General features: G+C 61.7%; 15 protein-coding genes and 1 other RNA gene. 8 read left to right on the top strand and 8 right to left on the bottom strand.

Annotated features, from left to right (window positions below):
* Window positions 1–24: 24 nt before the first annotated feature.
* Complete coding sequence (groL, locus tag CLU91_RS11440) at window positions 25–1,674, bottom strand: chaperonin GroEL (protein WP_010400981.1); 1,650 nt, start codon at window positions 1,672–1,674, stop codon at window positions 25–27.
* A gap of 50 nt (window positions 1,675–1,724) precedes the next feature.
* Entirely contained in the window at window positions 1,725–2,015 is a 291-nt protein-coding gene (gene groES, locus CLU91_RS11435; RefSeq protein ID WP_010400979.1) for a co-chaperone GroES, read from the bottom strand.
* Between the two features lie 527 nt (window positions 2,016–2,542).
* Between groES and CLU91_RS11430 the strand changes: the two genes are divergently transcribed.
* From CLU91_RS11430 to CLU91_RS11410, 5 genes are all read left to right on the top strand, one after another.
* Window positions 2,543–3,289 carry a hypothetical protein gene (locus CLU91_RS11430; RefSeq protein WP_100874248.1) on the top strand — a complete coding sequence of 249 codons (747 nt, stop codon included), beginning with the start codon at window positions 2,543–2,545 and terminating at the stop codon, window positions 3,287–3,289.
* Between the two features lie 129 nt (window positions 3,290–3,418).
* Complete coding sequence (locus tag CLU91_RS11425) at window positions 3,419–3,709, top strand: DUF904 domain-containing protein (protein ID WP_332870889.1); 291 nt, start codon at window positions 3,419–3,421, stop codon at window positions 3,707–3,709.
* The gene (locus CLU91_RS11420; protein ID WP_034747344.1) at window positions 3,709–4,020 is read left to right on the top strand and encodes a cell division protein ZapA; all 312 of its coding nucleotides are present in this window, start codon (window positions 3,709–3,711) and stop codon (window positions 4,018–4,020) included. Before CLU91_RS11425 ends, CLU91_RS11420 begins: the two co-directional genes overlap by 1 nt.
* A gap of 55 nt (window positions 4,021–4,075) precedes the next feature.
* Window positions 4,076–4,253: non-coding RNA, 6S RNA (gene ssrS, locus CLU91_RS11415), on the top strand.
* A gap of 90 nt (window positions 4,254–4,343) precedes the next feature.
* Complete coding sequence (locus CLU91_RS11410) at window positions 4,344–4,808, top strand: EVE domain-containing protein (protein ID WP_100874247.1); 465 nt, start codon at window positions 4,344–4,346, stop codon at window positions 4,806–4,808.
* Between the two features lie 7 nt (window positions 4,809–4,815).
* On the opposite strand, the gene lgt is transcribed toward CLU91_RS11410, so the two are convergent.
* On the bottom strand, window positions 4,816–5,640 hold the full coding sequence (gene lgt / locus CLU91_RS11405; protein ID WP_100874246.1) for a prolipoprotein diacylglyceryl transferase: 825 nt from the start codon (window positions 5,638–5,640) through the stop codon (window positions 4,816–4,818).
* A gap of 79 nt (window positions 5,641–5,719) precedes the next feature.
* Window positions 5,720–6,631 (bottom strand): LysR family transcriptional regulator, encoded by a 912-nt coding sequence (locus tag CLU91_RS11400; protein ID WP_100874245.1) that lies wholly within the window; start codon window positions 6,629–6,631, stop codon window positions 5,720–5,722.
* A gap of 173 nt (window positions 6,632–6,804) precedes the next feature.
* Between CLU91_RS11400 and ilvD the strand changes: the two genes are divergently transcribed.
* On the top strand, window positions 6,805–8,676 hold the full coding sequence (ilvD, locus tag CLU91_RS11395) for a dihydroxy-acid dehydratase (protein ID WP_100874244.1): 1,872 nt from the start codon (window positions 6,805–6,807) through the stop codon (window positions 8,674–8,676).
* A gap of 223 nt (window positions 8,677–8,899) precedes the next feature.
* Window positions 8,900–9,211, top strand: coding sequence for a c-type cytochrome (locus CLU91_RS11390; RefSeq protein ID WP_071075742.1), 312 nt, complete (start codon window positions 8,900–8,902; stop codon window positions 9,209–9,211).
* A 21-nt stretch (window positions 9,212–9,232) separates the two neighbouring features.
* Here CLU91_RS11390 and CLU91_RS11385 read toward each other — a convergent pair whose 3' ends face one another.
* Window positions 9,233–10,231 carry an NAD(P)H-binding protein gene (locus CLU91_RS11385; RefSeq protein ID WP_100874243.1) on the bottom strand — a complete coding sequence of 333 codons (999 nt, stop codon included), beginning with the start codon at window positions 10,229–10,231 and terminating at the stop codon, window positions 9,233–9,235.
* 91 nt (window positions 10,232–10,322) lie between these two features.
* Between CLU91_RS11385 and CLU91_RS11380 the strand changes: the two genes are divergently transcribed.
* Window positions 10,323–11,225, top strand: a complete 903-nt coding sequence (locus CLU91_RS11380) for a LysR family transcriptional regulator (RefSeq protein WP_100874242.1) — start codon at window positions 10,323–10,325, stop codon at window positions 11,223–11,225.
* On the opposite strand, the gene CLU91_RS11375 is transcribed toward CLU91_RS11380, so the two are convergent.
* The 3 genes from CLU91_RS11375 to CLU91_RS11365 form a co-directional block, all read right to left on the bottom strand.
* Window positions 11,218–12,360: a branched-chain amino acid ABC transporter substrate-binding protein gene (locus CLU91_RS11375; RefSeq protein WP_100874241.1), complete on the bottom strand. Its 1,143-nt coding sequence runs from the start codon at window positions 12,358–12,360 to the stop codon at window positions 11,218–11,220. The two genes, CLU91_RS11380 and CLU91_RS11375, sit on opposite strands and share 8 nt — an antisense overlap.
* Before the next feature lie 260 nt (window positions 12,361–12,620).
* Window positions 12,621–12,998, bottom strand: a complete 378-nt coding sequence (locus tag CLU91_RS11370; RefSeq protein ID WP_100874240.1) for a hypothetical protein — start codon at window positions 12,996–12,998, stop codon at window positions 12,621–12,623.
* Window positions 12,995–13,420 (bottom strand): DNA polymerase III subunit chi, encoded by a 426-nt coding sequence (locus CLU91_RS11365; protein WP_100876690.1) that lies wholly within the window; start codon window positions 13,418–13,420, stop codon window positions 12,995–12,997. The genes CLU91_RS11370 and CLU91_RS11365 overlap by 4 nt, the downstream gene beginning before the upstream one ends.
* Between the last annotated feature and the right edge of the window lie 4 nt (window positions 13,421–13,424).

Raw genomic sequence — 13,424 nt, 5'->3', positions numbered from 1 at the left:
CGCCTGCGCGCGGGGATGCCGGGGTTACATCATGCCGTCCATGCCGCCCATGCCGCCCATACCACCCATGCCGCCGCCCATGCCGCCGCCTGCTTTGTCGTCAGCGATTTCGCAGACCATGCAGTCGGTTGTCAGCATCAGCGAAGCGATCGAAGCGGCGTTTTGCAGCGCCGAACGGGTCACTTTGGCTGGGTCCAGAACGCCCATTTCCACCATGTCGCCATACGTGCCGTTGGCAGCGTTGTAGCCGTAGTTGCCCGTGCCAGCCAGTACGGCTGCCACGACGACCGAAGCTTCTTCGCCAGCGTTTTGCACGATCATGCGCAGTGGCTCTTCCATTGCGCGCAGGACGATCTTGATACCAGCGTCTTGATCAGGATTGTCGCCCTTGACCGTGATGTTGGCGCGTGCGCGCAGCAGGGCTACGCCGCCGCCTGGCACGATGCCTTCTTCCACGGCAGCGCGGGTCGCGTGCAGTGCATCTTCAACGCGGGCTTTTTTCTCTTTCATTTCGACTTCGGTGGCTGCGCCAACCTTGATCACGGCAACGCCGCCAGCCAGTTTGGCGACGCGCTCTTGCAGTTTTTCACGGTCGTAGTCCGAGGTCGCTTCTTCGATCTGTACACGCACTTGTTTTACGCGTGCTTCGATCGATGCTGCTTCGCCGGCGCCATCGATGACGATGGTGTTTTCCTTGCCCACTTCGATGCGTTTCGCCTGGCCCAGTTCGGCCAGGGTCACTTTTTCCAGGGTCAGGCCGACTTCTTCAGCGATCACTTGGCCGCCGGTCAGGACAGCGATGTCTTCCAGCATGGCTTTGCGGCGGTCGCCGAAGCCAGGGGCTTTCACTGCGCAAGTTTTCAGGATGCCGCGGATGTTGTTCACAACCAGGGTGGCCAGCGCTTCGCCTTCGATGTCTTCTGCGATGATCAGCAGTGGACGGCCAGCTTTGGCGACTTGTTCCAGTACCGGCAGCAGGTCACGGATGTTCGAGATTTTCTTGTCGCACAGCAGGACGAATGGGCTGTCCAGTACGGCAACTTGTTTCTCTGGGTTGTTGATGAAGTATGGCGACAGGTAGCCGCGGTCGAACTGCATGCCTTCAACGATGTCCAGCTCGTCGTTCAGCGACTTGCCGTCTTCCACGGTGATGACGCCTTCTTTGCCGACTTTTTCCATCGCTTCAGCGATACGCTCGCCGATCGAGTAGTCCGAGTTCGCCGAGATCGCGCCAACCTGGGCGATTTCTTTGGTCGTGGTGCAAGGACGGGCGATTTTCGCCAGTTCTTCGACGGTCGCAGCAACTGCCTTGTCGATACCGCGCTTCAGGTCCATCGGGTTCATGCCGGCGGCAACGAACTTCATGCCTTCGCGCACGATGGCTTGTGCCAGCACGGTGGCGGTGGTGGTGCCGTCGCCGGCGTTGTCGCTGGTGCGGGAAGCAACTTCCTTGACCATTTGCGCGCCCATGTTCATGAGCTTGTCTTTGAGTTCAACTTCTTTCGCTACCGACACACCATCCTTGGTGACGGTAGGGGCGCCGAACGAGCGCTCCAGAACCACGTTGCGGCCTTTCGGGCCCAAGGTGACTTTGACTGCGTTGGCGAGGATATTGACGCCTTCGACCATCTTGGCGCGCGCTGCGTCGCCGAATACTACTTCTTTAGCTGCCATGTTCAATTCTCCTGAGTTTCGGGATGTATCTGTCTACAACGTGGAAACAATTACTTGACGACGATCGCCATGATGTCTTCTTCGCGCATGACCAGCAGCTCATCGCCGTCAACTTTGACGGTTTGGCCGGCGTACTTGCCGAACAGGACGCGGTCGCCCACTTTGACATCCAGAGGACGGACTTTGCCGTCGTCGAGAATCTTGCCATTGCCTACGGCAAGGACTTCGCCTTGATCCGGTTTTTCAGCGGCTGCATCAGGAATGATGAGGCCGGACGCAGTTTTGGTTTCCTGGTCGAGGCGTTTGACGATGACGCGATCGTTCAATGGGCGCAGATTCATACAAAACTCCTTAAAGTTCAATGGATAGGTGTTGCTAAATGAATACATGCCTGGCACAGCGCCAGGCGTGCTTTCAGTGACCGCCGTTGAAAGCAGCCCGCAACGGTCAAGCAAACCCCATGGCATCGGTGCGTGCCGGCTTGAGCAGTGGTGCATCGCGGCGTCGCCCGCCGCGTAGCGTTCCCTGCTGTTGTACGGCATGCACCATCATGTCCTGAGGATTGCTACGAAAGAGTTTGTTAGCACTCTCTACTAACGAGTGCTAATTATAGGGACGGTAGGGGGCTTATTCAAGGGCTTATTCTCCGGGAAGATAAGCTTAGACGTTCTGCGCAGCCTGCATTTACACAGGGTTTGCGCAAACGCAAGGCTCGTTTCCGGGCGTCAGCAACAGGCGCGACTCTAGCATGCCCTTCGGGCGGACGGCGTTCCTGTACGCACAGGAAACAGAGTTTTACTATGGACTTTGATAAGATGATTAGAATTGCATATCAATATCGCCATTCGCACCTGAAAGCTCACTCACCATGCCATCGACTCTTTCCCGTCCCTCCCTGCGCCTGCTGGGCGCCGCCGTCCTCGGTTTCGCCTGCCTGGGCAATGCCGCCGCGCAAGCGCCCACCATCGCCGACGAGATCACCGTGGCCACCCTGACCCCGCAGGAAAAAGACAGGCTGCTGGGCGATTTGTTCAACGACATCAACAAGGACGATGACGACCAGGAAGCGCACGTGTGGGACAACGGTGGCGACCGCGGCGCGATGGTCAAGGTCACGTATAACTTCAGCAACTCCGGCATGACGGAACACAGCCTGAAGGCGCATGTGTGCCGCGACCTGAAATTCGTCGTCACGGCGGGCGGCAAGTCGCAAGACCTGAGCCGGCGCACCTGTTCGCAGAACAGTGGAAAATGGGACGTGCAGGGCAAGGACCCGGTGCCCGTCGTGTATCCGCCTTTCCTGTCCGACGTCACCATCGCCAAGCTGAATGCCAAAGAACAAGCATCGTTGCTGAAGGCCGCCGTGCGCACCTTGAAAGATGAAGAGGAGGGCAAGACGCGCCAGTGGAGCAACAAGGGCCTGGGCAATGCGGTACCGCTGGCAGTGCGCCTGACGCCCTCGGGCACGGACGCCAAACCTGGCAGCTACAGCCGCACTTGCCGCGATTTGACGATGGTGCTTGACGGCAAGGGCGGACAGCAGACGCTGGTGCGCCGCTCTTGCGAAAACCGCTATGGCGGACTCGATATCGAAGCCGATTACGTCGACGAGTAAAACGTTGCCATCGCGGCGCCGGCGGATGCGCGCAGTTGGCGAAAAGCGCCGGAAAAAGTGTGTATTGTCCGCCAACTGCCCTGCATTGATGTAAATATGTGTGACAGCGGCGTGATTCGATTGACGCCCATGGAGCGTCCGCCCTATAGTGGCGGGATGATTTCCGAATTCAACGAATTATCCGACAAAATAGGCCTGCTGGCCGAAATGACCCATGCGCTGCGCCGTGAAAACGCGCAACTGCGCAAGGATAACGCCGCCTTGTCCGCCGAGAACGCCCTGTACGTGCAACGCATGCGCGAGGCGCAGGAGCGGGTGGAAGCGTTGCTGGAAAAAATTCCCGAACTGGTGCAAGCGGGCCTGGAGCAAGCCGCTTCGGAAGCGGGCGCCTACATTGCCGAGAACGAGAAGGAAGCGTAATGCCGCGTGTCGATGTCAATATCATGGGCCAGTCCTACAGCATGGTGTGCCGCGATGGCGAAGAGCGCGCGCTGCGCGAAGCGGCGATCTATCTCGATAGCAAAATGAAAGCCATCCGCGACGCGGGCAAGGTCAAGGGCAACGACCGCATCGCCGTACTGGCCGCCTTGGGCGTGGCCGCGGAATTCCTCTCCGTGAAGTCGCCGCAAGGTCCGCTGTCGGAATTGACGATATTGGAAGTGAAGCAGAAAATCTCGGCCATGCATACCGTCCTGGACAGTGCATTGACGCCCCAGGAAAACCTTTTTTAAGCGTGCACGCGACGATTTGTCTTTGCGATGCGCGATCAAAAGGAGTAAACTTGGGTCTACCCTGCGGTGTTCGCGATTGCCATATATTCCTTGAACCATTTATGCGCATCGGTTGCGAATTTTGTTTGATGGGAGTGAGCGTCGCTCGTTCGACGAACCCGAAATTGAACTAACGTGACCACCTTGAACCGTTTGGTTCGGGATGCCGGCATAGCGGCACAGGCGGGGCCTAATTTGCATTGCATTTGTAAGTACCACTGAAAACGGTTGCCGCATCATGCGCAACCGTTTTTTTACGTCTGTCGCTTTCACACGGAGTCTAGATGAAACAATATTGGCTGATGAAATCCGAACCCGATGAAGTGAGCATCGACGACCTGATGGCCGCGCCGCAGCACACCATGCCCTGGTTCGGCGTGCGCAACTACCAGGCGCGCAACTTCATGCGCGATGGCATGCGGCCGGGCGATGGCGTGCTGTTCTATCACTCCAGTTGCCCGCAGCCAGGTGTGGCGGGCGTGGCCGAAGTGGCCAGCGGCGCGTATCCCGATCACAGCCAGTTTGAAGAAGGTGGCAAGTATTTCGACCCGAAGGCGACGCCTGAACAGCCGCGCTGGATCAGCGTCGATGTGCGTGGCGTGAAGAAGACGGCGCTGCTGCCCCTGTCCGAAATGCGCCAGATGCCGGAACTGGAAGACATGCTGCTGTTGAAGAAGGGCAGCCGTTTGTCCATCACGCCGGTGACGCCGGCGCAATGGAAGGTGATTACAAGCAAACTACTAGGCTGATCGCCCCTCAGGCCGGGCGCGCCTTGGTGGGCGGCGTGCCCATCACCTGGCTTTTATATGCCCACACCAGCAGCGCGATGGCGCCGACGATCATCGGCAGCGACAGCATCTGGCCCGACGTGATCGGCACGCCCAGCCACACGACTTCCCAGTCCGGCGTGCGGAAGTATTCCGTGAAGAAGCGCGCGCAGCCGTACAGCAGCGTGAACATGGCGCCCACGGCCATGCGCGGACGCTGCTTGCGCGCAAACAGCCACAGGATGATGAACACCAAAATGCCATCGACCAGCATCTGGTAGAGCGGCGACGGGTGCACGGGATACGGAATGCCCGGCCACTGCATGGCCCACGGCAGGGTGTCCGGCGCGATGCGGCCCGGCAGTTCGGCATTGATGAAGTTGCCCAGGCGGCCGGCCGCGTAGCCGAGCGGTACCAGCGGGGCGATGAAGTCGAGCACGTCGAACAGGTTGCGGCCCGCCTTGCGGCTCCACAGGTACATGGCCAGGATGACGCCGAGGAAACCGCCATGGAAGGACATGCCGCCATGCCAGACCATGAAGATTTCCAGCGGATTGTGCAGGAAGTACTCGGGGCGGTAGAACAGCACTTCGCCCAGGCGCCCGCCGATCACCACGCCCAGCATGCCGTAGAACAGCATGTCATCGAGGTCTTCCTTCTTCCAGCCCAGTACGGCGATGTGCGGCTGCTTGATGCGCACTCTGCCCAGGAGTATGAACAGGGCAAAGGCCAGCACGTACATCAGGCCGTACCAGTGCACGGCGAGCGGGCCGATTTGTATGGCGATCGGGTCGGGCATCGGGTGGATCAGCATGGGGTTTCTTTCTTTGTTTAAAGCCAAGGTTGCGTAGTATGGGGGCGCTGGCGGTTTTTTGCCTTAGCGGCCACTTAATTTAATCGGCAGTCGCGCCGATCTGCTGGCGCAGCAGCGCCAGGAAGCCTTGCAGCACGGCGGACGGATTGTCGCGGCGCCAGGCCAGGCCCGTTTCCACCAGCGGCGTGGCGTCCTGCAGCGGCCTGTATTCTACGCCCGGGCGCATCAGATTCGATACCGATTGTGGCACAAGCGCGATGCCCATGCCAGCCGAGACGAGGCTGACGATGGTTTGCATCTGGATCGCTTCCTGGCCGATCTGCGGCGTAATGCCGGCCGCGCGGAACACGCCCAGGATGGCATCGTGCAGGGCGGGCGATATCGCGCGCGGGAAAATGATCAAAGGCAGGGGCGGCAGGTCGTGCAGGCGCACCGGTCCCGGCGACTTCAATATGGCGAGGCCGGACGGCGCGGCCAGCACCAGCGCTTCGGCCAGTACGGGCAGGTAGTCGAGTTCACCTTTCGCCTTTTCGGGCAGGGGCGGGATCAACAGGCCCGCATCCGTACGCCCGGCCAGTAATTCGTCGAGCTGCAAGTCCGAGGTGGCCTCCTGCAGGGCGATCTGCACTTGCGGATAGGCCGTCTGGTAAGCGCGCAGCAATGGCGGCAGCACGCTGTAGTCGGCCGACGAGACAAACGCCAGGCTCAGGCGCCCCGCCTCGCCCTGCGCGGCGCGCCGCACCAGCGCGGGTAAATCCTGCGCCTGCGCCAGCAGCCGGCGCGCTTCGGGCAGCAGGGCGCTGCCGGCCGGCGTCAGCTGCACTTCGCGCCGGGTGCGCACGAACAGGGGCGCGCCCAGCAGCTCTTCCAGGGCCATGATGGTTTGCGACAGCGGTGGCTGCGTCATGTGCAGGCGCGCGGCGGCGCGGCCGAAGTGCAATTCCTCGGCGACGGTGACGAAATAGCGCAACTGGCGTAACTCAAGATTCATATGCGTTTCCATGCGGATTGCTTGCTGTGATATATAAAACGACTCACAGACACGTGCATCATATATTTGACAGTGGGGCGCGCGCAAGGCAATCTGGCGTACCCCCACTGCATGCAGGGTTTTGTCGAAAATCCGCGCAGTCAGGCATCAATCATCCTTGGAAGGACCCCATCATGCCGCAATACCGCTCCCGCACCACCACCCACGGCCGCAACATGGCTGGCGCCCGCGCCCTGTGGCGCGCCACCGGCATGAAGGATGGCGACTTCGACAAGCCGATCATCGCCGTCGTCAACTCGTTTACCCAGTTCGTGCCCGGCCACGTGCACCTGAAAGACCTGGGACAGATGGTGGCGCGCGAAATTGAAAAGGCCGGCGGCGTGGCCAAGGAATTCAACACCATCGCCGTCGATGACGGCATCGCCATGGGCCACGGCGGCATGCTGTATTCGCTGCCCTCGCGCGACCTGATCGCCGACTCCGTCGAATACATGGTCAACGCCCACTGCGCCGACGCCATGGTCTGCATCTCGAACTGCGACAAGATCACGCCGGGCATGCTGATGGCCGCCATGCGCATCAACATCCCCGTCGTCTTCATTTCCGGCGGCCCGATGGAAGCGGGCAAGGTCGTCAAGGTGGTCAACGGCACGCAGAAGATCATCAAGCTGGACCTGGTCGACGCCATGATCAAGGCGGGCGACAGCACCGTGTCCGACGCCGAGGTGGCGGAAATCGAACGTTCGGCCTGCCCAACCTGCGGTTCGTGCTCCGGCATGTTTACGGCCAACTCGATGAATTGCCTGACCGAGGCGCTGGGCCTGGCCCTGCCCGGCAACGGCACGATCCTGGCCACGCACTCGGACCGCCAGCAGCTGTTCCTGCGCGCGGGCCGCCTGATCGTCGAACTGGCCAAGCGCCATTATGAGCAGGACGATTACTCGGTGCTGCCACGTTCGATCGCCACCAAGGCCGCGTTTGAAAATGCCATGGCGCTCGACGTCTCCATGGGCGGCTCGACCAACACCGTGCTGCATTTGCTGGCCGCAGCGCACGAGGCGGAAGTGGAATTCACGATGGCCGACATCGACCGTATCTCGCGCAAGGTGCCGTGCCTGTGCAAGGTGGCGCCGATGACGGACAAATACCATATCGAAGACGTGCACCGCGCGGGCGGCATCGTGGGGATTTTGGGCGAACTGGCGCGCGCCGGCCTGCTCAACACGACCCTGCCGACCATCCACGCACCGACCCTGGCGGACGCCATCGCGCAAAACGACATCAAGTGCACGGACGATCCTGCCGTGCATGAACTGTTCCGCGCCGCCCCGGGCGGCGTGCCGACGCAGACGGCGTTCTCGCAGTCGGAGCGTTTTGCGGCAGTCGACACGGACCGCGCCACGGGCTGCATCCGCGACAAGGCGCATGCGTATTCGCAGGATGGCGGCCTGGCTGTCTTGTACGGCAACCTGGCCGAAAAGGGCTGCATCGTCAAGACGGCCGGCGTCGATGAAAGCATCTTGAAATTCTCGGGCAAGGCGCGCGTGTTCGAAAGCCAGGATACCGCCGTTGAAGCGATTCTGGCCGATACCGTGCATGAGGGCGACGTCGTCATCATCCGCTATGAAGGCCCGAAAGGCGGTCCCGGCATGCAGGAAATGCTGTACCCGACTTCGTACATCAAATCCAAGGGCCTGGGCAAGGCGTGCGCGCTGTTCACGGACGGGCGCTTCTCGGGCGGTTCCTCGGGCCTGGTGATCGGCCACGCCTCGCCGGAAGCGGCCGAAGGCGGCGCCATCGGCCTGGTGGAAGAGGGCGACTTCATCGACATCGACATCCCCGAGCGCACGATCAACCTGCGCGTCACGGATGCCGAGCTGGCCGCGCGCCGCGCCGCCATGGAAGCGAAGGGCGACGATGCCTGGCTGCCCGTCAACCGCGAGCGCTACGTGTCGCAGGCGCTGCAGGCGTATGCGGCGCTGACGACGTCGGCCGACCGCGGCGCCGTGCGTGACCTGTCGCAGCTGAAAAAGCAGAAACGCTGATTTGTTGTATAAGTGCGACGGCCGGCCCCGTTTGACCGTGCGGGGCCGCCTGTCGTTACATCGCCTTACAAACAACATGGTCAGGCACGCGCAGATGGGGCAGAATATGAGTGCCTAATCGCTACTACATTGCGTTACTACATTGAAACGCTTGATCTGGGCTCGTGGTGCATCTGCGGAAACACAGTAAAATGCCGCAGGAAGTAACTTTGGAGAAAAGACAATGAAACGTTTTATGTTGGTGAGTGTATTGACCGTATCGGCTCTGGCATCGCAAGCAGCGTTGGCCAATCCGGACCTGGCGAAAGCAAAAAACTGCATGGCTTGCCATGCGGTGAGCACGAAACTGGTGGGTCCTGCGTATAAAGACGTGGCGGCCAAATATGCCGGTCAAAAAGACGCGGAAGCCAAGCTCGTGGCGAAAGTCATGAAGGGCGGTTCCGGCACCTGGGGCGCGATCCCGATGCCAGCCAATCCGCAAGTGAGCGATGCGGAAGCCCATACCTTGGTGAAATGGGTACTGGCACAGAAATAATCTGTGCCGCAGTACCAGTAATTAGCGCGCCGGCAATCCCGGCGCTTTTTTTTTGCCTGCTGCATCTAAATTGCCCATGCCTTCCAGGCTTGCCCGCACCGCCTCGTCGAGCGGCGTATGCGGCTCCTGGCCCAGCACGGCCAGCAGCCGCGCATTCTCCATGGACAAGGGCGTTTGCCACAGATAGCGCATTTCGCGCATCTCGCGCAGGGTCGCCACGAAAGGCGACGCCAGCGCTACCAGCCACCATGGAAAGCGCCGGATGGCGGGCGCAGCTCCCGCCGCCTGTTCTACCACGCGGGCAATCGCCGCCGTCATTTGCCGGCCGTCGTGGTCCCAGTGGCCTGCCATGTGAAAGCGGGAAAACGCGGGCAAGGTGGCGCGTACGGCCAGCAATTGCAGCATCGTGCGCGCCACGTCGGGCAGGTAGGACCACTGGTGGCCCACGCCGGGCGCACCTGGATACAGCACGCTGCGCACGCCCTGGCCCGGTTTCACCAGGCCCTGCGAAAACCAGTTGTTGCCGGCGCGGGGACCGAAGAAATCGCCCGCGCGCACGATGATGACCCTGGCGCCCTGTGTGCTGGCCCGTTCCAGCCGTGCTTCCAGTTCCACGCGGATGGCGCCCTTGCGCGTCTGCGGGCGTTGCGGCGCGTCTTCCGCCAAGACTGGAAACGCGTCGGGGCCAAAGTTGTAGACGGTGCCAGGCAGCACGATGGTGGCGTTTTCGGCCATCGCCGCGGCAATCGTATTGTCGAGCATGGGCAGCACCAGCCGGCCCCAGTGGCGGTAGCCGGGTGGGTTGACTGCGTGCACGATGACGGCGCAGCCTTTGGCGGCCGCCAGCACGTCCGCGCGCGACAGCGCATCGCCGCGCAGCCATGCGACGTTGTCTCCCCGTGGCGCTTGTGTTGTTCCCCGCGTCAAGGCGCGCACCTGCCAGCCCGCCGCCACGAGCTGGCGCAGCATCTCGCCGCCGATGCCGCCCGTGGCGCCCAGTACCAATGCTGTTTTGTCCATATTGTCCTCCGTGTGGTTGATGAGGCCAGTATCTGCCGCGCAAGGCTATTTGAGAATTGACGAACATCGACCAGAGGCTATACATTTATGTATGACTACCTCGATTGCCTGGGAATACTACCGCTCGCTGCTGGCCGTGCTCAAGCACGGCTCGCTGTCCGGCGCGGCCCGCGCGCTGGACATCACGCAGCCCACCGTCGGCCGGCACATCGCCGCTCTAGAACAGGCGCTGTGCGCGACCCTGTTTACGCGCTCCCAGCAGGGTTTGCTGCCGACGGAAGTGGCGCTGGCGCTGCGGCCCCATGCGGAAACCATGGAACATACTGCTGCGCTGATGGCGCGCGCCGCCAGCAGCCAGGGGCAGGGCGTGGCCGGCGTCGTGCGCATCGCGGCCAGCGAGGTGGTGGGCGTGGAAGTGCTGCCGCCAATATTGGCCCGCTTGCGCGAACGCCATCCGGACCTGGTCATTGAATTAGTATTGAGCAACAAGGTGCAGGATTTGCTGCGCCGCGAGGCGGACATCGCCGTGCGCATGCTGCGGCCGCGCCAGGAGCAGCTGGTGGCGCGCAAGGTGGGCGAAATCGAACTGGGCCTGCATGCGCATGCGGATTACCTGGCGCGGCGTGGCACGCCGCTGGCACTGGCCGACCTGGCGCAGCATGCCGTCATCGGCTACGACGAAGCGAGCCCCTTCGTGCGCAACGCGGGCGCCGCCTTTGGGGGTTTTGCGCGGGAAAATTTTGCCTGGCGCAGCGACAGCGACCTGGCGCAACTGGCCCTGATACGGGCGGGCGCCGGCATCGGCGTGTGCCAGGCGGGGCTGGCGGCGCGCGATCCGGCCCTGCGGCGCGTGTTGCCGCAAGCGTTTGCTCTACCGATGGAAACCTGGATCACCATGCATGAAGACTTGCGCGGCAGCCTGCGCTGCCGCGCCACCTTCGACGCGCTGGCCGAAGGCTTGCAGGCTTACGTGGCGACGCAGCCGCTTACTTGACCACTTCCATCTTGGTCTTCTTGCCATCCCGGTACGTGAAGAGCGTCAGCGCGCCATCCTTGATGTCGCCGTTGGCATCGAACGAGATTGGACCCGTCACGCCCTGATAGTGCACCTTGGCCAGGAATGGCAGGTAGACGGACGGCTTCGACGACTTGGCGTCGGCCATGGCGGTGGCCATGGTCATCACGGCATCGTAGACGTAGGGCGCGTACAGCTGCACTTCCATATTGTATTTTTGCTTGTAGCGGGCGCGGAAATCGTCCATGCCTTTTTGCTGCGTGCCCGTCACGCCGCCCGCTTCCGCGCAGGTGACCATGTCTTCGCCCACGGCGTCGCCGGCCAGCTTGCCCAGCGGTTCCGTGCACAGGCCATCGCCACCCATGAACTTGGCCTTGATGCCCAGCGCCTTCATCTGGCGCAGCATGGGGCCGCCCACGGAATCCATGCCGCCAAAGAAGATCAGGTCGGGATTTTTCGACTTGATGCTGGTTAGGATGGCATTGAAGTCCGTCGCGTTGGCATTCGTAAATTCCTTGCCGACGATTTGCACGCCAGGCGCCGCCTTCTTGGCGCCCTTGACGAACTGTTCCGCCACGCCCTGGCCGTAGGCCGTGCGGTCATCGATGACGGCGATTTTCTTCGCCTGCAGCTTGCCCACGGCATATGCGCCCAGGGTGCCGCCCAATTTATTGTCATTGGCCACCACGCGGAAGGCCGTGTTGAATTTTTGCTGCGTGTACGTCGGGTTGGTGGCGGCCGGCGAAATCTGCGGAATGCCGGCATTGAAGTAAATGCGCGAGGCGGGAATCGTCGTGCCCGAGTTCAGGTGGCCGACGACGCCGTTGACCTTGGCATCGACCAGCTTTTGCGCCACGGCCGTGCCCTGCTTGGGATCGGCTGCGTCATCTTCGGGCACCAGCACGAATTTCACGGCTTTGCCGTCGATCTTGAAGCCTTTGGCGTTCAAGTCCTCGATGGCCATCTTGGCCGCGTTCTCGTTATCCTTGCCCAGGTGGGAGCTGGCGCCAGAGACCGGGGCGACGTGGCCGATCTTGATGATTTCCTGCGCGCCCGCATGGCCGGTAAAAGCAAGGGCGAGGGCGAGAGGAAGGACTTTGGTCTTGAGCAGCATAAACATTCTCCAATGGATAAAGATACGGCGGCGTCTCGTGAAACCGCTTCGAATGGCGGTACGTGTGAAGAAAGGTACAACAAAAAACAGGCCGCGCAAAGCCGCTTTTGGGGCTTTTTGCATTTTGTCGCAACAATCACCAAAGTGAGGCGCGATGCACCGGTTTCGCAGGCGCGAGCGCACCAAAGAATGGCGTTGGGAGGGAGAATAGGGTAGGTCGGGTTAGCGCACAGCGCGTAACCCGACATTGCGCAGCATGCTCAGGCTTGCGCGGGTGGGTGCAAATGCCCCAGTTCATGGCTCACCGCATGCGCCACGATCTGTTCCAGCGACTGCTGCAAGTCTGCGCGCAATGCTCCCCGCATGCCGATCAGGGCATTTTGCAGGGCCGTTTGCAGGACGTGGGCAATGCGCTCTTCCAGCAGATGGTCGATCTTGCCCTGCACCTGGTGCAGGATGCGCTGCGTCAGCCGCTGTTCGATGGCGTCCCAGTCGGGCTGCGCCACCGTTGGCGGTAACGCCGGCGCTTCCTCGACGGCAGGCAGAGCCGCAACTGGCGCGACGACCTCAGCCACTTCCGGCCCCAGCAGCACCTCCGTCAGCAGGGGGATGCCCTGGTCGAATGGCTGCTGGCTCATGTCTTCCCTGCCACGAAGTGCGTCGGCTGCACGTTGTGCTGACGGTAGTGCAGGAAGCGCTGGCGGCCTGCCTGCGCATCTTGCTCATCCATGGAAACGATTTCGAACACGCGCTGGAACTGCGCGTAATTGGCGGGTGGCAGCTGCGACAGGTTGACGAGGATGTCGTGATGCGGCAGCTCGGCCGCCGCGTCATCGGTCAGGATGATCGGCGTTTGCGCGGCCAGCGGGTCGCCGGCCAGCACGTGCGGCAGGAAATCCGTGGCGGAAATGGTCCACATGGCGCTGTTCAAGGCGTCGAGCTGGGCGCTGTCTTGCACCAGCACGATGACCTTGTTGCCAGCCATATACGCCTTGCGTGCCAGGCGGCAGGCGTAGGCCAGCTTGTCCGGCACGTTGCTGTGAAAATCGACGCGGCTCATGGTG

The organism is Janthinobacterium sp. 64, from assembly GCF_002813325.1.
Classification (GTDB): domain Bacteria; phylum Pseudomonadota; class Gammaproteobacteria; order Burkholderiales; family Burkholderiaceae_D; genus Janthinobacterium.
This window is presented reverse-complemented; position numbering and strand designations above follow the sequence as displayed.

Bases quoted from the DNA above. Each gene is read 5' to 3' on its own strand.
- groL (WP_010400981.1), bottom strand. From the start codon at position 1,674: ATGGCAGCTAAAGAAGTAGTATTCGGCGACGCAGCGCGCGCCAAGATG.
- groES (WP_010400979.1), bottom strand. From the start codon at position 2,015: ATGAATCTGCGCCCATTGAACGATCGCGTCATCGTCAAACGCCTCGAC.
- CLU91_RS11430 (WP_100874248.1), top strand. From the start codon at position 2,543: ATGCCATCGACTCTTTCCCGTCCCTCCCTGCGCCTGCTGGGCGCCGCC.
- CLU91_RS11425 (WP_332870889.1), top strand. From the start codon at position 3,419: ATGGAGCGTCCGCCCTATAGTGGCGGGATGATTTCCGAATTCAACGAA.
- CLU91_RS11420 (WP_034747344.1), top strand. From the start codon at position 3,709: ATGCCGCGTGTCGATGTCAATATCATGGGCCAGTCCTACAGCATGGTG.
- CLU91_RS11410 (WP_100874247.1), top strand. From the start codon at position 4,344: ATGAAACAATATTGGCTGATGAAATCCGAACCCGATGAAGTGAGCATC.
- lgt (WP_100874246.1), bottom strand. From the start codon at position 5,640: ATGCTGATCCACCCGATGCCCGACCCGATCGCCATACAAATCGGCCCG.
- CLU91_RS11400 (WP_100874245.1), bottom strand. From the start codon at position 6,631: ATGAATCTTGAGTTACGCCAGTTGCGCTATTTCGTCACCGTCGCCGAG.
- ilvD (WP_100874244.1), top strand. From the start codon at position 6,805: ATGCCGCAATACCGCTCCCGCACCACCACCCACGGCCGCAACATGGCT.
- CLU91_RS11390 (WP_071075742.1), top strand. From the start codon at position 8,900: ATGAAACGTTTTATGTTGGTGAGTGTATTGACCGTATCGGCTCTGGCA.
- CLU91_RS11385 (WP_100874243.1), bottom strand. From the start codon at position 10,231: ATGGACAAAACAGCATTGGTACTGGGCGCCACGGGCGGCATCGGCGGC.
- CLU91_RS11380 (WP_100874242.1), top strand. From the start codon at position 10,323: ATGACTACCTCGATTGCCTGGGAATACTACCGCTCGCTGCTGGCCGTG.
- CLU91_RS11375 (WP_100874241.1), bottom strand. From the start codon at position 12,360: ATGCTGCTCAAGACCAAAGTCCTTCCTCTCGCCCTCGCCCTTGCTTTT.
- CLU91_RS11370 (WP_100874240.1), bottom strand. From the start codon at position 12,998: ATGAGCCAGCAGCCATTCGACCAGGGCATCCCCCTGCTGACGGAGGTG.
- CLU91_RS11365 (WP_100876690.1), bottom strand. From the start codon at position 13,420: ATGAGCCGCGTCGATTTTCACAGCAACGTGCCGGACAAGCTGGCCTAC.